The sequence below is a fragment of the Amycolatopsis sp. NPDC102389 genome (genome assembly GCF_044765885.1).
GTDB lineage: Bacteria > Actinomycetota > Actinomycetes > Mycobacteriales > Pseudonocardiaceae > Amycolatopsis.
In genome coordinates, this window is record NZ_JBIWKX010000007.1 from 91,357 (window position 1) to 110,325 (window position 18,969).

An 18,969-nucleotide genomic window follows, 5' to 3' on the forward strand; every position below is an offset into this window, starting at 1 on the left:
TGTCAAATCGAAAAGGGAAATTCCCGTAAAACCGCCAGAGTGATGTCCCGCACACCTTAAGTCTTCCTTAGCAAGGTTGGGTGACGTGCCGCACACGCTCTAGCGTCTGGCAACCATGGATTCCTCGCTGCTCACCGAAAAAGGTGAAAGCTACTCAAAAGCACTGGGCAACCGCCAAGTGCAGATGATCGCCATCGGCGGCGCGATCGGCGTCGGGCTGTTCCTCGGTGCCGGTGGCAAGCTCCACCAGGTCGGGCCGTCGCTGGTCCTGTCGTACGCGCTCTGCGGTATCGCCGCGTACTTCGTGATGCGCGCCCTCGGTGAGCTCGTGCTGCACGAGCCGTCCTCCGGCAGTTTCGTCACCTACGCGCGCAAGTTCATCGGGCCGTGGGCGGGTTTCGCCTCCGGCTGGATGTACTGGGTGAACTGGGCGATGACCGGCATCGCGGAGATCACCGCGGTGGCGATCTACGTGCACAAGTGGCTGCCCGACGTGCCACAGTGGATCACCGCGCTGGTCGCGCTCGGCGTACTGCTGGCGGTGAACCTGCTGTCGGTGAAACTGTTCGGCGAGCTGGAATTCTGGTTCTCGGTGGTCAAGGTGCTGGCCATCGTGGTCTTCCTGGTGACCGCGCTCGGGCTGGTGCTCACCGGCGCCGACATCGGCGGCACCACCGCGGGCGTGCACAACCTGACCGCCCACAATGGCTTCTTCCCGGCGGGCGTCGGCATCGCGCTGATGACGCTGCAGGCGGTCATCTTCGCGTACTCGGCGATCGAGGTCGTCGGCATCGCCGCCGGCGAGACCAAGGACGCGCGCAAGGTGCTGCCGAAGGCGATCAACGGCGTGGTCTGGCGGATCGGCGTGTTCTACGTGGGATCCGTGCTGCTGCTGGCGATGCTGCTGCCGTGGCCGTTCTACAACGGCGGCGAGAGCCCGTTCGTCACCGTGTTCACCCGCCTCGGCATCCCGGGGATCGGCGACGTGATGAACGCGGTCGTGCTCACCGCCGCGCTGTCGAGCTGCAACTCCGGCCTCTACTCGACCGGCCGCATCCTGCGCGCGCTCGCGGACAAGGGTGAGGCGCCGAAGTTCGTCGGCCGGATGAGCAGCCGTCACGTGCCCTACGGCGGCATCCTGTTCACCTCCGGCGCCTACGTGCTGGGCGTGGTGCTCAACTACCTGGTGCCGAAGGACGCCTTCGACATCGCGATCGCCATCGCCTCGCTCGGCGTGATCACCACCTGGGCGACGCTGATCTTCTGTCAGATGCGGATGCGCCAGGCGGCGCTGCGCGGGGAGCTGGAACGGCCGTCCTACCGGATGCCGTGGGCGCCCTACAGCGGCTGGGCGACGCTGGGCTTCCTCGCGCTGGTGGTGGTCCTGATGGGCTTCTCCGACGGCGCCGAGAAGATCGCGTTCTACTCGATCCCGGTGCTGGTCGTGGTGCTGGCGGTCGGCTGGCGGATCGTCGGGAAACGGCAACGGCAAGAAGTGCGCTGACCCCCCCCCGCGTTTCGTCCTCTGAATGCGGTACCGCATCCAGAGGACGAAATGCGGTCGTCAGCTGGAGGTCGGGAAGTGGAAACCGGCGGAGGAGTGCGGCCACCGCGTCGTGACGACCTTCGCCCGTGTGTAGAACCGGACGCCCGCCGGACCGTGGATCGGGCTGTCCCCGATGAGGGAGTCCTTCCACCCGCCGAAGGAGTAGTACGACATCGGCACCGGGATGGGCACGTTCACGCCGATCATCCCGACCTTCACCTCCCGCTGGAACCGCCGCGCGGCCTCGCCGCTGCCGGTGAAGACCGCGGTCCCGTTGCCGTACGGGTTCGCGTTGATCAGCGCGATCGCTTCGTCCAGTGTGGACACCCGCACGATCCCGAGTACCGGCCCGAAGATCTCGTCGCGGTACGCGGCCATTTCGGTGGTCACATGGTCCAAAAGGGACGGTCCGACGAAGAATCCCTCTTCGTGCCCGGCGACTCGCAGGTCCCGGCCGTCGACGACCACGGTCGCGCCCTGCTCCGCCCCGAGGGCGACGGAGTCGATCACCCGCCGCCGCGCGGCGTCCGTGACCACCGGGCCCATGTCGTTGCCCGCGTCCTGGCCGGGGCCGACCTTGATCTCGGCGGCCTTGCGCTTCAGGATCTCGATCAGCCCGTCGCCGGCCGAACCCACGGCGACACCGATGGAGATCGCCATGCAGCGCTGCCCGGCGGAGCCGAACGCGGCAGCCGTGAGATGGTTCGCGGCGTAATCCAGATCGGCGTCGGGTAGCACGACGGCGTGATTCTTGGCCCCGCCCAGCGCCTGCACGCGTTTGCCGGTGGCCGTCGCGCGTTCGTGGACGTACTTGGCGATCGGGGTCGACCCGACGAACGACACGGCGGCGATATCGGGATGCTCCAGAATGGCGTCGACCGCGACCTTGTCCCCGTTCACCACGTTGAACACGCCGTCGGGCAGCCCCGCCTCGGCGTACAGTTCGGCGACCAGCCGGGAGGCGGACGGGACCCGCTCGCTGGGCTTGAGGACGAACGTGTTGCCCGCCGCGATGGCGATCGGGTGCATCCACAACGGCACCATGATCGGGAAGTTGAACGGCGTGATCCCGGCGACGACCCCGAGCGGCTGCCGGAAGTCGTGCACGTCCACGTCCCGCGAGACCTGGTCGGAGAACCCGCCTTTGAGCGCGTCGGCGATCCCGCAGGCGTACTCGACGATCTCGCGGCCGCGGACGATCTCGCCGCGCGCGTCGTCGATCACCTTGCCGTGCTCGGAGGAGATGATCCGGGCGAGCTCGTCCTCGTGCTTCACCAACAGCTCGCGGAAGGCGAACATCACCTTCGTCCGCTGTGACAGCGACGAATCGCCCCACGCTTCGAACGCCTTGGCCGCGGCAGCCACCGCCGTGTCCACATCGGACGGTTCCGCGAGGAGCACCTCCGCCCGCGCGTGCCCCACGGCCGGGTCGTACACCGGGGCCGTGCGAGTGGAGCCCGCGGTGGTCGCGGCGCCGTTGATCCAGTGGTCGATGGTCTTCACGCGTTGTCCTCCACAGGTGTTCACAGCAGTCCGACGGCCGTGTCGACGGCCTTGGCGACGTCACCGTCGTGCGGGTAGAGCAGGGAGCGGCCGACCACGAGGCCTTGCACGGTCGGCAACGCGAGCGCCCGCTGCCAGGCGGCGAACGCGGCGTCGGGATCCTTGACCTCGCCGCCCAGCAGGACGGCGGGCAAGGTCGAGGCGGCCAGCACGCGCTCCATGTCCTTCACCACCGGGAGCTTCAGCCAGGTGTAGGCCGACGTGCGGCCGAGGGCGGAGGCGATGGTGATCGAGCGGATCACGGCGTCGGGGGAGAGGTCGTTGCGGAGGCGTCCGTCGACCCAGTCCGAGAGGAACGGCTCGACCATCGCGATCAGTTTGCGGTCGGCGAGGTCGTCGACCGCCTTCGCGGTGTTCTCGAGAACGCTCGGTGTCGCCGGATCGGTCAGGCAGATCCTGGTGAGCGTCTTGCCGCCGTCGAACCGCATCCGCTCGATCGTTTCGGCGTCGTAGCAGGCGAACCGGTCGTCGATCTCGAAACTCGATCCCGCCAGGCCGGTGCGGTTCATCGAGCCGATGACGGTCTTGCCGTCGAGGGCGCCGAGGAGCAGCAGATCGTCGATGATGTCCGGGGTCGCCAGCACGCCGGTGACCCCGGGGCGCTCCAGCGCCAGGCCGAGACGGTCGAGCAATTCGCCGCGATCGGCCATCGCGAGCGGATCGGAGCCGACGCCGTTGGCGCCGCGCGCCGGATGGTCCGCGGCGATGATCATCGTGCGGCCCTTGTCGTTGAAGGGCGACTTCGCCCGGACGCGGGTGGCGGCGGCGACCGCGACGGCCCCCGGATCCCGCACCCTCGCGGTGACGATCCGGCGCACTGTGTCCGACACCTTCATACCTCCCGGCTCGCGTGGTCTCTCGACCTTCGCAAGCGTCCGGAGACCTTGTCAAGACATATGGACATAAGGTCATAGTGGCTCGTCGCGGTAGGCTCCGCGCATGAAACCCTGGGCGCCCGGCGAGATCGTGGTGGATCCGAACGGCCCGGAACCGCTGTACTCGCAGGTGGCCCGCCAGATCGGCGCCGCCATCGAGGACGGCAGGCTGCCGAACGGCGCCAGGCTGGACAACGAGCTGGATCTGGCGGCGCGGCTGCACCTGTCGCGGCCGACCATCCGCCAGGCGATCCAGTCACTGGTCAACCAGGGCCTGCTCGTTCGCAAGCGCGGGGTCGGCACGCAGGTCGTCCGCACCAAGGTCGCCCGGCCGCTGCGGTTGAGCAGCCTCTTCGACGACCTCAGCGAACTCGGGGACAAGCCGGAATCCGTAGTCCTCGTGAACCAGGTCGAGCCCGCGGGCGACGAGGCGATCGAACATCTCGAGACGCCGGGCCTGACCTGCGTCCGGCGATTGAAGCGGGTGCGCTCGATCGGCGGCGAGCCGCTGGCGATCATGAACAACTACCTGCCCGACGGCCTCATCGATCCGGCCGACGACGAACTGCGCGACAAGGGGCTCTACCAGTTGCTGCGCTCGGCGGGCGTCCGGCTGCACGCGGCCCAGCAGAACGTCGGCGCCCGGCAAGCGACCGAAGAGGACGCCGAACTGCTGGACGAGAAGCCGGGCGCGGCACTGCTCACCATGCGCCGCACCACCTACGACGAGTCCGGCAAGGTCGTGGAATACGGGTGGCACGTCTACCGCGCCTCGCGTTATTCGTTCAACCTCTCACTGACCAACAACGTCTGACGGTTCGCGTTCCAGGTCGGTTTCCAAGGCCGCGTACACCGAGGGACGGAACCGCCGCAGCCAGCCGGCGAGCGCGAGCCCGGCCATCGCGACCACCAGGAGCAGCCACGGCAGGTGCGGGACGACGCCGTTGCTCGACCCGGCGAGCGTCGGGAAGTTGACGATCGCCAGCGTCACGATGAGCCCGAGCCCCACCGCGCCCAGCCCGGGGGCGATCAGCGTCTTCACCACACGGCGATCCCGGGTCCGGCGGAAATAGACGAGGATCGCCACCGCCGCGAACAGTTGCAAGGTGAGAATGCCGAGGGTGCCGAAGCCGGTCATGCTCGCGGTGAGGTCGGCGACCGGGTCGAGGCCGGCGAGCCGGAACGCCAGCGCCACCAGCGAACCGAAGACCAGTTGGACGATCGAGGCATAGCGCGGCGCGCCGTTGCGCGGGCTGGTCTTGCCGAGCACACGAGGCAGCACGCCGACCCGGCCCAGCGCGTACAGATAACGCGTGGCCGAATTGTGCAGCGCCAGCAGCGCCGCGAAGAGGCTGACCACCAGAAGCAGCAACATCACCTTGGTCAGCGGGCCACCGAGATACTCCTGGGCGACCGAAAGCACGAGATCCCCGCTCGAGAGATGCGCGGCGGCCACGTCCTGCGCCTGCTCGGCGCCGATCGCGCTCACCACGGCCCAGGTCGTGAACGCGGCGAACACCCCGATGAACCCGATCGCGATGTAGGTCGCCCGCGGGATCGTCCGCTTCGGATCCCTGGCCTCCTCGCCGAACAGCGCCGTCGCCTCGAAACCGATGAAAGCGTTGGCGGCGAACAACAACGCCAGACCGCCCGCTCCTTGGAACATGACGGACGGGCTGAACGCGGCGAACGAGAAGCCGTGCCGGAACAGCACGCTGAAGTCCATGATCAGCAGGATCGACACCTCGAGGATCAGCGACGCGCCCAGCACTTTCGCGCTGACCGCGATCCCTCGCCGGCTGAGCAGGAGGACCAGCGCCACCGAAAGCGCGCTCCAGAACAGCCAATCGAGTTTCAGGCCGAAGACGTCGTCGATCGCCGTGGAGGTGAAGAACCCGCTCGTGCCGATCGCTCCCGCGACGAAACAGTTGTAGCCGAGCATCGCGATGAAACCCGCGACGAGGCCCGGTGTCCTGCCCAACCCCTTGACCACGAAGGCGTAGAAGCCGCCCGCGCTCGTGAGCACCCGCGACATCTGCGCGTAGCCGACCGCGAACAGCAGCAGGACTACCGTCGCCAGCAGGAACGCCGCGACCATTCCGCCGCCGTTCCCGACCGCGATGCCGATGGCCGCGATCACGATCATCCCGGTCAGGGGTGCGACCGCGGCGAGCACGAGGAAGACGATGCCTGGCACGCCCAGGACGTTCTTGGCGAGCGACGTGTCGTCTCGGCTCATGCGGTGCTCCTCGTCTCGGCTGGACGGCCAGTATGGGAGCAGCGAGCGCCGCGGGCTTTGCCTTTGCGCGCGTACCTGTTGTCCGTGACCGTGACTAACGCTCTCGCGCATCGGATCGCCGGGAGAACTTCAAGTAGATCAGCGCCCCCGCCGCCAGTACCGCCGCGAACAGCAGGTACCAGCACGCCAGCAGGAGCACGCCGAACACGAGCACCGTCGCGATCACGGCGAACCTCCACTGCCGTCCGCCGGACGGCAGGAGCCGGACCCCGGCGGACATCGCCACCAGGTAGATCCCGATCAGGCAGGCGTTCTCGGCGCGAAGGGCCTGCTCCAGTTCGAAACCGGTGAGGATCGCGACGACGAAGCTGATCGCGGTCCCCACGGTCACCACCAGCAGACTGCGCCTCGGCACGTCTCCGCCCTGGCTTCCCTTGCCCAGCCATCGCGGCAGCGCGCCGTCGCGGCCGAGCGCGGCGCCGAGCTTCGCCATACTCGCCACGAACACGTTCAGCACGCCGAGCGTGACCACGACCGCGATCACCGCGGCGACCACACGAACGGACGTACCGAGCCCTTCCCCGAGCAACGCGGCCAGTGGCGCTTGGGTGTCCGCGGCGCGCGGTCCCAGTACGAGAATCGTCATTCCGCCGACGGCGAGATAGAGCACACCGATGACGAGAATGGAGATCCCCGTGGCCAGCGGTAGATCTCGCTTCGGCCGCCGGAAATCAGGGGCCAGGTGAGTCACGGTCTCCCAGCCGGTGAAAGACCACACCAGCAGACTGATCGCGGTCGCGATCCCGGCGAAACCGTGCGGCGCGAACGGCTGGAGATGGGCGGTGTCCGCTTTCGGCGCCGAAAGGACCACGGCGCCGGCCAGCAGAAGCGCCAGGAAGCAGGTCAGCACGAACTGCACACGCCCGGACAGGTGCACGCCGAACAGATTCACCCCGATGGCGACGAGGACGAGCACGGCGGCCAGCAGCATCGTCGTCGTCCGGCCGCCGCCGATCAGTTCGGTGACATACGTGGCGCCGAACGCGCTGGCCGCCGGCATGCCCGCCAGGGTGCCGAAATAGAACCACCAGCCGGTCACCGCCGACGTCTTCGGCCCGAACGCCCGCAGCGCGAACGTGGCAGGCCCGCCGGCGTCGGGGTGGCGTCCGGCCAGCGCGCCGAAGGTCGCCGCGACCGGCGCGGAAATCAGTACCAGTACCGAAAACGCGATCAGGGACGCCGGGCCCGCGGCTTTGGCGGCCAGTGACGGCAGGACCAGCAGACCGGTGCCGAGAACGGCGCCGACGTACAGCGCGACCCCCTGCGGGACCGAGAGCTGCCTGGTGGCCGACCGGGACGGGTGCCCGACGCTTGATCGACTCATTCGCGTCGGATACCCGGGGAGCGCGCGAGGTTAACCTTCCCGTGGCGCCGGGAAAGAAGGCCATCCATGCGGTTTGTCCAGGATCTCGATGGTCGCCTGGTCCACGAGAAAGTACTGCCCGCCGTCCTCGCGCGGGTTCGTGTAGGCCGCCGTTGCGATCAGGCGGCCGAAGTCGGCCATCACCGCGATGGGATAGCCACCGTCGAAGATCTCGCCGTGCGCGGCCGTCGCGACGGTCCCGGTCTCGTACCAGGTGACGAAATACTGCGCCGGGCCGGTTTCGAAGACGCGCAGGGTCGCTTCCTTCTGCCGCACACCGGCGAAATCGCCGGACACGCCGGTCCAGATCATCGTCGTCCGGTCCGCGTAGTGCTGCTCCAGCACGTTCCCCGAGCCGTAGTGGAAGTTCGCGCGGAGCCCGACGAGGTCGGTGCTGAGCGGATGGGTCCCGGTCACGGGGAAGAAACGGACGTCGAGTTGCACGGGCTGAACCTCCGGATCGCTGGTATCCGCAGGTTTAGCAGCCCGTCGCATCTCGATCGTTGTCCGGCGAAGCGATCCTGTTGTCGGTGAACGCGAGGATCAGTCGAACATGCCGGGCTGGTAGTCGCCTGCCGGGGTCCGGGCGATGACGTTGAGCCGGTTGTACGCGTTGATCGCGGCGACCAGCGCGATCAGGGCACCGATCTGCTCGTCGTCGTAGTGCTTGCGCACCTGCGCCCAGGTCTCGTCGCTGACACCGTGGTGCGCGTCGGCGATGCGGGTGCCCTCCTCGGCGAGCGCCAAAGCCGCGCGCTCGGCCTCGGTGAACACGTTCGCTTCCCGCCAGGCGGCGACCAGGTTGAGCCGCACCGAGGTCTCGCCGGCGTGCGCGGCGTCCTTGCTGTGCATGTCGGTGCAGAAACCGCAGCCGTTGATCTGGCTGGCGCGCAGCTTCACCAGCTCCTGGGTCGCGTGCGGCAGCGAGGACTCCTCGATCGGACGGTTCGCGGCGCCGAGACGCTTGACGTACTTGAGGACGACTTCGTTCTCGAACAGGCTGATGCGCGGTTCCATGATCTTTCCTTCCGTCGGTTCCTGCACACATGACGACTGAGCCGGAGAGTTTGTGACAGCTCGCGAAGTGATGCCGGTCACACAGGGTTCGCCGCGGCGGGGTGCAGCGAGACGATCCGCGTCCGCCCACGGTAGGCGACCGCCCCATCCTGCAAATCTGCGCGGGTCAAATGCGTGAAAGTGCGCTAACAGAGCATTGACGTTGCACAAAACTGCACCTAACGTGACAGCTATTGCGCACAACTGGCACGGATGGGGAGTTCATGAGCGGGACCTTCATGGCGGCGGAAATCGCGAGCCAGCCCGGCTGCTGGCGGGACGCGGCGGCGCTGGCCTCGGCGAACAGTGAGCTGTTGCCGCCGCCGGGCGCGCGGGTCGCGATCGTCGGCTGCGGCACGTCGTGGTTCATCGGCCAGGCGTACGCCGTCCTTCGCGAGTCCGCCGGGCTCGGCGAGACCGACGCCTTCGCCGCGTCCGAGTTCCCGGACGGCCGCGGTTACGACCACGTCGTGGCGCTGACCAGGTCGGGTACGACGACCGAGGTCCACGCCCTCCTGGCGAAGCTGCGGGGCAAGACGCCGACCATCGCGATCACCGGCGTGCCCCGCGAGATCGAGGCCGCCGCGGACACGATCGTCGACCTGTCCGTCGTCGACGAACGCTCGGTCGTGCAGACCCGCTTCGCGACGACGGCGCTGGCGATGCTGCGCGCGCACCTCGGCGAGGACCTGACCGCGGTCGCCGACCAGGCCGAACGCGTGCTCGCCGAATCGCTGCCCGATGAACTGCTCGCCGCCGAGCAGTTCAGCTTCCTCGGCACCGGCTGGTCCGTCGGCATCGCGAACGAGGCCGCGCTCAAGTTCCGCGAGGCGTGCCTGCTGTGGACGGAGTCGTACCCGGCGTGGGACTACCGGCACGGGCCGATCAGCATCAGCGAACCCGGCCGCGTGACCTGGATGTTCGGGCAGGCGCCGGAGGGGCTGGCCGACGACGTCGCCCGCGCGGGCGGCCTGTTCGTCGAGAGCGGTCTGGACCCGCTGGCGGACCTGGTCCGCGCGCAGCGGGTCGCCGGGGCCATCGCCGCCCGCAAGGGCCTCGACCCGGACAACCCCCGCAGCCTCACCCGTTCCGTCGTCCTGACCTGAGGCCGCGCCGTGATCGTCACCGTCACGCCGAACACCGCGCTGGACGTCACGTACACAGTGGACGGTCTGCGGCCCGGTGACGTCCACCGGCTGCGGGACGTGCGGCACCGGGCGGGCGGCAAGGGCGTCAACGTCGCCCGCGTGCTGCACACGATCGGTGCCGACGTCCGCGCGATCTTCACGGCGGGCGGCGCGACGGGCGCCGCCGTCGTGGGCGACCTCGCGGTCGCGGGTGTCCCGGCGACCGCCGTGCCGATCGGTGGTGAGACCAGGCGCACCACCACGGTTCTCGGGGACGACGGATCGGTGACGCTGCTGAACGAGCCCGGGCCGCGGCTCGCCGAAGACGAATGGCAAGCGTTTGCGGCGGCCGTCCGGGCCCGTAAGCCGGACGTGCTCGTCTGCTCGGGCAGCCTTCCGCCCGGAGCGGGGGGCTACGCCGGGCTGCTCGGCGCCGCACCGTCCATCTTGGACACTTCCGGCGACGCGCTGCTCGCCGGACTGGCCGGGAGGCCGTCCGTCGTCAAACCGAACGCCGACGAACTGCGCGAGGTCACCGGCCTGCGGGATCCGGAGGCCGCCGCGGCCGAACTGCGCAAGGCCGGCGCCGGCGCCGTCATCGTCTCACTGGGAGCCGACGGGCTGCTGGCGGTGACCGGCTCCGGCACCTGGCACGCGGCACCGTCCACTGTGCTCAGTGGCAACACCACCGGCGCGGGTGACGCCGTCGTCGCGGCACTCGCGCTCGGGCTGAGCCGCGCCGAATCCTGGCCGGACATCCTGCGCCGCGCCGTCGCGCTGTCCGGGGCGGCTGTGCTCGGCCCGCTCGCCGGGGACGTCGACCTCGCGCACTACCAAGCCGAACAGGGGCTGGTCGCCGTGCGCGCCCGCCCGGACTAGGAGAACCGTCATGCCTCTGGTGGGAACCGGGGAGATCGTCGGAGCCGCCGCGGCGGCCCGGCACGGCTGCGGCGCGTTCAACGCGATCCAGCTCGAACACATCACCGCGATCATCGACGGCGCCGCCGCGGCCGAAGCGCCGGTGATCGTGCAGCTGAGCCAGAACGCGGTGAAGTACCACGGATCGCTGGCGCCGGTCGGTACCGCGGCCCTCGCGGCGGCCAGGGGAGCCGCCACACCGGTCGCGGTCCATCTCGACCACGCGGAATCGGCCGATCTCGTCCGCGAGGCGGTCGCGCTCGGCTTCGGTTCCGTCATGTTCGACGCGTCCAAACTGGACTACACCGACAACGTGCGCGCCACGCGGGAAGTCGCCGCGTACTGCCACGACCACGGCGTGTGGGTCGAGGCCGAACTCGGCGAGGTCGGGGGCAAGGACGGCGTCCACGCGCCCGGCGCGCGCACCGATCCCGACGAGGCGGCGGAGTTCGTCGCGTCCACCGGGATCGACGCGCTCGCCGTGGCGGTGGGCAGTTCGCACGCCATGCTCACGCGTGACGCCGCGCTGGACTTCGAGCTGATCACGCGGCTTCGGGAACGGGTGCCGGTGCCGTTGGTGCTGCACGGCTCTTCGGGGGTGCCGGACGACGGGCTGACCGAAGCCGTGCGAGCGGGGATGACGAAGATCAATATCGCCACCCAGCTCAACAAGGTGTTCACCGCGGCCGCGGCGGGGGATTGGCGTGCGCATCCGGAGCGGGTCGACCCGCGGAAATACCTCGGTGCCGGACGTGCCGCGGTCGCCGTCGAGGTGCGGCGGCTGCTCGGAGTGCTCAAGCTTGATCATGTTGAACCGGTCAAGGTGACGATTGAGCAGACTTTGCGCGATTGAGTGTTGACATGTGCGCGAAACCTCACAAAACTGCGCAACAACAAGCAGAACTTGTGTGATCTTCGATCCAGGTGGTGGCGGATGCGGGTAGGCAGGCTCACAGCATTGACGGCAGGGGCGGCGCTCCTGCTCGCGGGATGCGGCGGCGGGGACACGGCCGGTGGCACCGGCGAGAACGCGCTTCCGGGCGTCGATCAGTTCCTCAACGCGCCCTGTCCGGAGGCGGGGGTGAAACCCGCGACGGACAAGGAATTCACGTACTGGTCCATGTGGACGGCCGACGAGCCGCAGGGCAAGGTCCTCCAGAAGGCCTTCAAATGCTTCCAGGAGAAGACCGGCGTCAAGGTCGACGTGCAGTGGCTGGGCCGCAAGGCCTACACCCAGAACCTGGTGCCCGCGCTGAACACCGACGCGGTGCCGGACCTGTTCGACCAGGACGTCAGCAAGGTCGGCGCGGCGGTCATGACGCCGGGCGGCACGCAGAGCGTCGACGACGTGTTCGCGATGAAGATCGGCGAAGGCGACAAGACCGTCAAGGACGTGCTTTCGCCCAGCTCGTACGACTTCCCGCAGAACAAGGACCGCGAGGGCCACAACTTCATGGTCCCGTACACGATCCAGTCGAGCGCCTGGTGGTTCAACAAGGACACCGCGGGCGACATCCAGCAGCCGAAGACGATGGACGAGCTGATCGGCCTGTTCGACAAGGCGAAGTCCGACGGCAAGGCCGCCATCAGCCTCGATGGCGACATCCCGTTCTACAACATGTACTACTACACCCAGCTCGCCGAGCGGTACGTCGGCGCGGGCGGGTTGTACAAGGCCGCGACCGACAAGACCGGCCAGGCGTGGAAGACCGAGCCCGGTTTCCTCAAGGCCGCCACCGAAACCGCCAAGCTGCCCAAGTATCTCATCGACGGCTGGGACGCGGCGAAGTTCCCGCAGGTGCAGCAGCGTTGGGCCGACGGCGACGCCCGGTTCCTCTACGTCGGCAGCTGGGCGCCGAGCGAGACCCGCGAGTACCTGGACAAGCAGGGCGCCGGGACGAAGATCAACTACGGCTCCTTCCAGTTCCCGATGCCCGAAGGCGCCACGCACGACACCGTCGAGCAGATGTCGATCGGGTTCTCGGTGACCAAGAAGGCCAAGCACGCCGAGGCGGCCAAGGCGTTCATCGCGTACTTCCTCAACAAGGACCTGCTCGCCGGGATCCCCGTGGTGGCCGACAACCTCGTGCCGCGCGCCGACCTGGCCGTGCCGGACGACCTCAAGCAGGTCAAGGCCGCGCTGGACGACCCGAAGAAGGAACACGTCCTGCAGTACGACGGGATCGACGGCATCGCCGGCGGTAAGTGGCAGACCGACGTCTTCGACCCCGCCGACATCGCGTTGCTGAAGGGGCAGATCACCCCGCAGCAGTTCGTGGACCAGCTCGCCACCAAGGGCGCCGAGTTCTGGAAGAACCAGGGCTGATGGCCACGGTCACGACGCCGCCCGCGCCGGCGGCATCGCCGGCGCGGGCCGTGAAGGCCGGGGCGCACCTGAGCCGCAAGAAACGGCTGTTCTGGCCGTTCGCCGCGCCGGCATTGGTGCTGTACCTGGCCTTCCTGGTCCTGCCGACGATCGCGACCGTGGTGCTGAGCTTCACCAGCTGGGCCGGGGCGGGCGACACGCCGGAACCCAACGGCGTCACCAACTACACGCAGATGTGGGCGAGCGATTCGTTCCAGTACGCCTTCCGCAACACGCTGATCTACGTGTTCCTCGGCGGGATCGGCACGTTCGCGCTGGCCTTCCTGTTCACCATGGTGCTGCGGGACATGAAGGGAGGCAAGATCGTCCGCGCCATCCTGTTCTTCCCGAACATCGTGGCACCGGTGGCGCTCGGCATGTTCCTCGGCTTCGTCTTCAAGTACCAGCCGGGGAAACAGGGACTGGCGAACTACGTGCTGGAAAGCCTCGGCACGGACGCGGCGAAATTCCTCGCACCGTCCAATGTGACCGGTGTGGTGACGGCTTCGCTGATCTGGGCCAGCTCGGGTTTCTACATCACCATCCTGATGGCCGCGGTCGACCGCATCCCGCCCTATCTCTACGAAGACGCGGAACTGGGCGGCGCTTCGCCGTGGCAGAAGTTCAAGAACATCACGCTGCCGATGACCTGGGATGTCGTCGGCGTCGCGGGGGTGCTGTGGACGATCAACGCCCTCAAGATCTTCGAGCTGGTGTTCGTGCTGGCCGGTCCGGGCACCTACGCCCCGCCCAACGAGGCGTGGACGCTGGGGATCTACGTGTTCGACCGGACCTTCGGCTCGAACGGCACCCCGGACTTCGGCGCCGCCTGTGCCTGCGCGGTGGCGATGATCGCACTGGTGTCCGTGCTCGTCGTCCTGCTCCGCCGTCTGATGCGCCGTGACGCGATCCAGTTCTGAGGGAGACCCCATGTCCGTCACCGACGTCGAGGCGCCCGCGCGGCGACCGGCGAAACCGGTGCGCAAGCCGCCACGCAAACCACGTCCGGCACCCGGCTCGAAACGGTTCAGCCCCTTGCGGGTACTGGGTTCCACGATCGTGTGGCTGTTCACCGCCGGCAACATCCTGGTGCTGTACTGGCTGCTCACGGCGTCGTTCAAGACACCGGTGGAGATCTTCACTAAGCCGTTCGCCCTGCCGTACCAGTGGTTCCACGTCGGCAAGCCGTTCCGGAACTTCATCTACGCCTGGAACAACGCCGGCTTCGGCGACGCCGTGCTGACCACCGTGGTCCTGGTCGGGCTGGCGACGGTCGTCACGGTCGCCGTCTCGGCGCCGTGCGCGTACGCCCTGACCAGGCTCGGCGTCCGCGGCGCCGGGCCGATGACGAACGTCGTCGCGATCGGCATGGGCGTGCCGTTCCAGACCGTGATCATCCCGCTGTTCGTGGTGCTCAGCAAAGTGCACCTGGACAACGAATACGGCCTGTTCGTGCTGTACGTCGCGCTGTCGATCCCGTTCACGGTGTTCCTGATGACCGGGTTCTTCCGGTCGCTGCCGGACGAACTGGAGGAGGCGGCCGCGCTCGACGGTGCTTCGCCGATGCGCACCTTCTTCTCGGTCATGCTGCCGCTGACCCGCGGCGGCATGATCACCGCGCTGACGCTGAACGCCATCGGGCTGTGGAACGAGACGCTGCTGGCGATCGTGTTCCTCAAGGACCAGGCGCATTTCACGCTCTCCCGCGCGCTCTTCACCTTCTACGGGGCCGCGAGCTACCAGTCGGAGTACGGCGGCCTGATCGCCGGCGTGGCGATCGTCGTGCTCCCGATGCTCGTGCTCTACCTCGTGCTCGCCCGCCGGATCATCACCGGCCTGACCCTCGGCGCCGGAAAGTAGGACCTGATGGCCACCGTGACCTTCTCCGACACCACCCGGTTCTACGCCGGTGTGGAACGTCCCGCGGTCGACGGCCTCGACCTCGAGGTCGCCGACGGCGAATTCCTGGTGCTGGTCGGCCCGTCCGGCTGCGGGAAGTCGACGACGCTGCGGATGCTCGCCGGGCTGGAAGGCGTCGACGACGGCTCCATCCACATCGGCGACCGCGACGTCACCGAACTCCCGCCGAAGGACCGGGACATCGCCATGGTGTTCCAGAACTACGCGCTCTACCCGCATATGACGGTGGGGGAGAACATCGGCTTCCACCTGAAGCTCGCGAAGATGGCCAAGGCCGAGCGTGAACGCAAGGTGGCCGAGGCCGCGGCGGTACTCGACCTGACCGATTACCTGGACCGCAAACCGGCGAAGCTGTCCGGCGGTCAGCGGCAGCGGGTCGCGATGGGGCGGGCGATCGTGCGCGAGCCCAGTGTGTTCCTGATGGACGAACCACTGTCCAATCTGGACGCCAAGCTCCGCGTGCAGACGCGGACCCAGATCGCGTCCCTGCAGCGGCGGCTGGGCATCACGACGCTCTACGTGACGCACGACCAGGTCGAGGCGATGACCATGGGCGACCGGGTCGCCGTGCTGAAGGACGGGATCCTGCAGCAGTGCGACACCCCGGTCGGGCTGTTCGCCAAGCCGGTCAACGTGTTCGTCGCCGGGTTCATCGGCTCGCCCGCGATGAACCTGCTGGAGACCACTGTGGACACCGACGGCGCCGTCGTCGGCGGTACGCGGCTGCCGCTGACCCCGGCGCAGCGGTCGGCGCTGACCGGCCCCGGCATCGTGGTCGGCGTCCGGCCCGAGGGCTGGACGATCGGTGACGGCGGTTTCGAAGCCGTCGTCGAGGTCGTCGAGGAATTGGGCAGCGACCAGTACCTTTACTGCCGTGACGGCGACCGCGTGCTGACCGTCCGCACGCCGGGGATGGCGCCGTGGCAGCGCGGCGAGCCGATCTCCCTGACGCCGCAACCGGGCGCGGTGCACCTGTTCGACGCCGCCACCGGCGATCGGCTCCCGGACGCATGACCGGCCTGTATCGCACCGGGCTGGTGCTCCCGGCCGCCGAGCTGGGTCCGGAGAATCCGTTGCCGCCGCTTCGGAAACCCGAGGCGGTGGCCAAGGCGTCCAATGTGGACGAGTTGCCGCCGGATCTGGCGGAGAACATCGGCTACGGTCGGCTGGACACCACGCTGCCGTGCCTGCTGCAGGACGGCTACACCCGTGAGCGCACGGAACGCGAGCTGCCGGCGTTGGTGCTGGAGAACGACAAACTCCGCGCCACGGTCCTCCCGTCGCTGGGCGGGCGGCTGTACTCGCTGATCCACAAGCCGTCCGGCCGCGAGCTGCTCTACCGCAACCCGGTGTTCCAGCCGGCGAACCTCGCCCTGCGGGACGCGTGGTTCGCCGGTGGTGTCGAGTGGAACCTCGGCAGCACCGGGCACACGACGCTGACCTGCGAACCGATGTTCGCCGCGGAGATCGAGGGCCCGGACGGCACGCCGGTGCTTCGCCTGTGGGAGTGGGAACGGACCCGCGATCTGCCGTACCAGATCGACTTCTGGCTGCCTGAAGGGTCGGAACACCTGCTCGTGGCCGTGCGGGTGCGGAACCCGCATCCCTACGACGTCCCGGTGTACTGGTGGTCGAATATCGCGGTGCCGCAGAACGAGGGCACGCGGGTGCTGGCTCCCGCCACACAGGCGTGGCACTACGGCTATTCGGGACGGCTCGACCTGGTCGACGTCCCCGGCGAGCTGACCTACCCGGCCCGCGCCGAGGCCGCGGCGGACTACTTCTTCGAAGTGACCGGAAGGCCGTGGGTGGCGGCCGTCGAGCAGGACGGGACAGGGTTGGCCCAGCTGTCCACCGGCCGGTTGCGCGGGCGGAAGCTGTTCCTGTGGGGCGAATCCGCCGGCGGGCGTCGCTGGCAGGAGTGGCTGGCTCCCGGCGCCGGTGGCTACCTGGAGATCCAGGCCGGGCTGGCCCGCACCCAGCTGGAGCACCTGCGCCTGCCGCCGGGGGAGAGCTGGGACTGGCTGGAGGCCTATGGGCCGGTCGCCGCCGATCCGGCCGCGGCACACGGTGACGACTGGACGGCGGCTCGCGAAGCGGTCGCCGCCGGTCTGCCGTCGGCGGAGTCCATGGACGAGTACCTCGACGCCTGGCGGAAGATCGCCGACGTCACTCCGGAATCCTTCCTGGCCACCGGTTCCGGCTGGGGTGCGCTGGAGAACCGGCGCGCGCCGATGTGCCTTCCGGGCACACCGTTCCCGGACGAATCACTCGGGCCGGACCAGGAACCGTGGCTCGCGCTGCTCGACGGGACACCGCCGGACGGCGATCCGCTCGCCGTTCCCCCGGCGACGCTGGTGAACCGGTACTGGGCGGATCTCATGGAGTACGCCCCGAAGAACTGGTTGACCTGGTACCACCGCGGTGTCGCGCACTGGGCGGCCGGACGGCCTTCGGACGCGGTCCGTGCCTGGCGCGAGTCGGTGTCCGCGGCCGAGAACCCTTGGGCGCTGCGGAATCTCGCTGTCGCCACCTCGGGGCACGAGGCCGCCTGGCTGTACCGCCGGGCGGTCGCTCTCGTGCCGTCTCTGCGTCCTCTGGTCGTCGAGGCCATCGCGGCGCAACTCGCCGCGGGGCTCCCGGACGAAGCGAGCGTGCTGTTGGACGGGCTGCCCGTGGAGGGGCGGATCGCCCTGCTGACCGCTCGCACCCGGCTCGCCCTCGGCGACGTCGCCGGGGCCAAGGCCGTGTACGACAGCGGTTTCGAGGTCGCGAACATCAGGGAAGGGGAAACGTCTTTGTCCGACACCTGGGCGGCGGTTTCCGACGAACCGCTGCCGGAACAGCACGACTTCCGGATGAAGTGACCGGCCGGGCCACTCGACCGGCGTGCCGCTCGCGGCGGACAACCGCGATGCAGCATACTGCTCGAAACAGTGGCCAACAGCGCAACGTCATGCGCGATAGGCCGGCAGCGAGCTAGGAGTGGCGCCGATGGCCCGGCACGAACGGCTGAGCACCCTGCTGGACCTGCTGGGGCAGCGGGAAAAGATCGATGTCGAGGACGTGGCCGAGGAGCTGAACGTCTCCGCGGCCACCATCCGGCGCGACCTCGATCACCTGGCGGAGCAGCAGTTGCTCACCCGCACCCGGGGTGGTGCGGTGGCCAACGATCTCGCGTACGACCTGCCGTTGCGCTACAAGACCGCGCGGCACGTGCCCGAGAAGCAGCGGATCAGCGTCGCCGCGGCGGCGCTCGTCGCGCAGGGCATGGTGGTCGGCCTCAACGGCGGGACGACGACGGCCGGTGTCGCACGATCGCTGGCGACGCGGTCCGATCTCGCCGGTCTGCGTGATTCGCCCGGGCTCACGGTGGTCACCAACGCGCTGAACATCGCGCACGAACTCGCGGTGCGGCCGCATGTGAAGATCGTGGTCACCGGCGGTGTCGCGCGTCCGCAGTCGTTCGAGCTCAGCGGGCCGCTGGCCACCCGGGTGCTCAGCGAGCTGACGATCGACCTGCTGTTCTTAGGGGTCGACGCGTTCGACGCCGACGCGGGCGCCTTCGCCCACCACGAGGGCGAGGCGAGTATCAACCGGCTGATGGTCGAGCGCGCGGAACGCGTCGTCGCGGTCGCCGACGGCTCGAAGCTGGGGCGGCGCGCGTTCGCGCGGATCTGCGCGACCCCGCAGGTGCACGCCCTGGTCACCGATTCCAACGCCGACCCGAAGGTGCTGCGGGCCTTCGAGGCCGCCGGGGTCGAGGTCCAAGCCGTCTGACCAAGTCCGTGAAGGCCCCCTTTCCTACCTTGAGGGTAGGGAAGGGGCCTTCACGTCTTTTGCGCACTCCTTGTGACATAAGGATCTTCGGGCGACCCGACGAAAGTCGGCAGCACCGCTTCGGCGGATGACTTTGCGCGAACCGTGCGCTATACAG

At 68.7% G+C, this 18,969-nt stretch carries 17 protein-coding genes; 11 read left to right on the plus strand and 6 right to left on the minus strand.

Annotated features, from left to right (window positions below; all coding sequences use genetic code 11):
• The first annotated feature begins 115 nt into the window (after positions 1–115).
• Positions 116–1,504: an amino acid permease gene (locus ACIRGA_RS09110; protein ID WP_400938442.1), complete on the plus strand. Its 1,389-nt coding sequence runs from the start codon at positions 116–118 to the stop codon at positions 1,502–1,504.
• Between the two features lie 60 nt (positions 1,505–1,564).
• Here ACIRGA_RS09110 and ACIRGA_RS09115 read toward each other — a convergent pair whose 3' ends face one another.
• Together ACIRGA_RS09115 and ACIRGA_RS09120 are read right to left on the minus strand one after the other, a co-directional pair.
• Positions 1,565–3,049: a CoA-acylating methylmalonate-semialdehyde dehydrogenase gene (locus tag ACIRGA_RS09115; protein ID WP_400938445.1), complete on the minus strand. Its 1,485-nt coding sequence runs from the start codon at positions 3,047–3,049 to the stop codon at positions 1,565–1,567.
• Between the two features lie 20 nt (positions 3,050–3,069).
• Positions 3,070–3,939, minus strand: a complete 870-nt coding sequence (locus ACIRGA_RS09120; RefSeq protein WP_400938448.1) for an aldolase — start codon at positions 3,937–3,939, stop codon at positions 3,070–3,072.
• A 109-nt stretch (positions 3,940–4,048) separates the two neighbouring features.
• Between ACIRGA_RS09120 and ACIRGA_RS09125 the strand changes: the two genes are divergently transcribed.
• Positions 4,049–4,798, plus strand: a complete 750-nt coding sequence (locus ACIRGA_RS09125) for a GntR family transcriptional regulator (protein ID WP_400938450.1) — start codon at positions 4,049–4,051, stop codon at positions 4,796–4,798.
• Here ACIRGA_RS09125 and ACIRGA_RS09130 read toward each other — a convergent pair.
• The 4 genes from ACIRGA_RS09130 to ACIRGA_RS09145 form a co-directional block, all read right to left on the minus strand.
• The gene (locus tag ACIRGA_RS09130; protein ID WP_400938453.1) at positions 4,778–6,223 is read right to left on the minus strand and encodes an APC family permease; all 1,446 of its coding nucleotides are present in this window, start codon (positions 6,221–6,223) and stop codon (positions 4,778–4,780) included. The two genes, ACIRGA_RS09125 and ACIRGA_RS09130, sit on opposite strands and share 21 nt — an antisense overlap.
• Positions 6,224–6,317: 94 nt before the next feature.
• Complete coding sequence (locus ACIRGA_RS09135) at positions 6,318–7,607, minus strand: APC family permease (RefSeq protein ID WP_400938455.1); 1,290 nt, start codon at positions 7,605–7,607, stop codon at positions 6,318–6,320.
• Positions 7,608–7,637: 30 nt separating this feature from the next.
• On the minus strand, positions 7,638–8,090 hold the full coding sequence (locus ACIRGA_RS09140; protein ID WP_400938457.1) for a MoaF C-terminal domain-containing protein: 453 nt from the start codon (positions 8,088–8,090) through the stop codon (positions 7,638–7,640).
• 99 nt (positions 8,091–8,189) lie between these two features.
• Entirely contained in the window at positions 8,190–8,663 is a 474-nt protein-coding gene (locus tag ACIRGA_RS09145) for a carboxymuconolactone decarboxylase family protein (protein ID WP_400938460.1), read from the minus strand.
• Between the two features lie 263 nt (positions 8,664–8,926).
• Here ACIRGA_RS09145 and ACIRGA_RS09150 point away from each other — a divergent pair, with 263 nt between their 5' ends.
• The 9 genes from ACIRGA_RS09150 (at position 8,927) to ACIRGA_RS09190 (ending at position 18,812) form a co-directional block, all read left to right on the plus strand.
• Positions 8,927–9,808 carry an SIS domain-containing protein gene (locus ACIRGA_RS09150; protein ID WP_400938463.1) on the plus strand — a complete coding sequence of 294 codons (882 nt, stop codon included), beginning with the start codon at positions 8,927–8,929 and terminating at the stop codon, positions 9,806–9,808.
• A gap of 9 nt (positions 9,809–9,817) precedes the next feature.
• A complete protein-coding gene (locus ACIRGA_RS09155; protein WP_400938465.1) occupies positions 9,818–10,708 on the plus strand; it encodes a 1-phosphofructokinase family hexose kinase in 891 nt (296 codons plus the stop codon).
• A 10-nt stretch (positions 10,709–10,718) separates the two neighbouring features.
• On the plus strand, positions 10,719–11,600 hold the full coding sequence (locus tag ACIRGA_RS09160; RefSeq protein WP_400938468.1) for a ketose-bisphosphate aldolase: 882 nt from the start codon (positions 10,719–10,721) through the stop codon (positions 11,598–11,600).
• Between the two features lie 81 nt (positions 11,601–11,681).
• A complete protein-coding gene (locus ACIRGA_RS09165) occupies positions 11,682–13,073 on the plus strand; it encodes an ABC transporter substrate-binding protein (protein WP_400938470.1) in 1,392 nt (463 codons plus the stop codon).
• Positions 13,073–14,032: a carbohydrate ABC transporter permease gene (locus tag ACIRGA_RS09170; protein ID WP_400938473.1), complete on the plus strand. Its 960-nt coding sequence runs from the start codon at positions 13,073–13,075 to the stop codon at positions 14,030–14,032. Before ACIRGA_RS09165 ends, ACIRGA_RS09170 begins: the two co-directional genes overlap by 1 nt.
• A 10-nt stretch (positions 14,033–14,042) precedes the next feature.
• On the plus strand, positions 14,043–14,972 hold the full coding sequence (locus tag ACIRGA_RS09175; RefSeq protein ID WP_400938476.1) for a carbohydrate ABC transporter permease: 930 nt from the start codon (positions 14,043–14,045) through the stop codon (positions 14,970–14,972).
• A 6-nt stretch (positions 14,973–14,978) separates the two neighbouring features.
• A complete protein-coding gene (locus ACIRGA_RS09180) occupies positions 14,979–16,046 on the plus strand; it encodes an ABC transporter ATP-binding protein (protein WP_400938479.1) in 1,068 nt (355 codons plus the stop codon).
• Positions 16,043–17,899, plus strand: coding sequence for a DUF5107 domain-containing protein (locus tag ACIRGA_RS09185; protein WP_400938482.1), 1,857 nt, complete (start codon positions 16,043–16,045; stop codon positions 17,897–17,899). The genes ACIRGA_RS09180 and ACIRGA_RS09185 overlap by 4 nt, the downstream gene beginning before the upstream one ends.
• A 127-nt stretch (positions 17,900–18,026) precedes the next feature.
• Positions 18,027–18,812, plus strand: a complete 786-nt coding sequence (locus ACIRGA_RS09190) for a DeoR/GlpR family DNA-binding transcription regulator (RefSeq protein ID WP_034316006.1) — start codon at positions 18,027–18,029, stop codon at positions 18,810–18,812.
• Positions 18,813–18,969 lie beyond the last annotated feature (157 nt).

Bases quoted from the DNA above. Each gene is read 5' to 3' on its own strand.
- ACIRGA_RS09110 (WP_400938442.1), top strand. From the start codon at position 116: ATGGATTCCTCGCTGCTCACCGAAAAAGGTGAAAGCTACTCAAAAGCA.
- ACIRGA_RS09125 (WP_400938450.1), top strand. From the start codon at position 4,049: ATGAAACCCTGGGCGCCCGGCGAGATCGTGGTGGATCCGAACGGCCCG.
- ACIRGA_RS09130 (WP_400938453.1), bottom strand. From the start codon at position 6,223: ATGAGCCGAGACGACACGTCGCTCGCCAAGAACGTCCTGGGCGTGCCA.
- ACIRGA_RS09135 (WP_400938455.1), bottom strand. From the start codon at position 7,607: ATGAGTCGATCAAGCGTCGGGCACCCGTCCCGGTCGGCCACCAGGCAG.
- ACIRGA_RS09145 (WP_400938460.1), bottom strand. From the start codon at position 8,663: ATGGAACCGCGCATCAGCCTGTTCGAGAACGAAGTCGTCCTCAAGTAC.
- ACIRGA_RS09150 (WP_400938463.1), top strand. From the start codon at position 8,927: ATGAGCGGGACCTTCATGGCGGCGGAAATCGCGAGCCAGCCCGGCTGC.
- ACIRGA_RS09160 (WP_400938468.1), top strand. From the start codon at position 10,719: ATGCCTCTGGTGGGAACCGGGGAGATCGTCGGAGCCGCCGCGGCGGCC.
- ACIRGA_RS09165 (WP_400938470.1), top strand. From the start codon at position 11,682: ATGCGGGTAGGCAGGCTCACAGCATTGACGGCAGGGGCGGCGCTCCTG.
- ACIRGA_RS09170 (WP_400938473.1), top strand. From the start codon at position 13,073: ATGGCCACGGTCACGACGCCGCCCGCGCCGGCGGCATCGCCGGCGCGG.
- ACIRGA_RS09175 (WP_400938476.1), top strand. From the start codon at position 14,043: ATGTCCGTCACCGACGTCGAGGCGCCCGCGCGGCGACCGGCGAAACCG.
- ACIRGA_RS09180 (WP_400938479.1), top strand. From the start codon at position 14,979: ATGGCCACCGTGACCTTCTCCGACACCACCCGGTTCTACGCCGGTGTG.
- ACIRGA_RS09185 (WP_400938482.1), top strand. From the start codon at position 16,043: ATGACCGGCCTGTATCGCACCGGGCTGGTGCTCCCGGCCGCCGAGCTG.
- ACIRGA_RS09190 (WP_034316006.1), top strand. From the start codon at position 18,027: ATGGCCCGGCACGAACGGCTGAGCACCCTGCTGGACCTGCTGGGGCAG.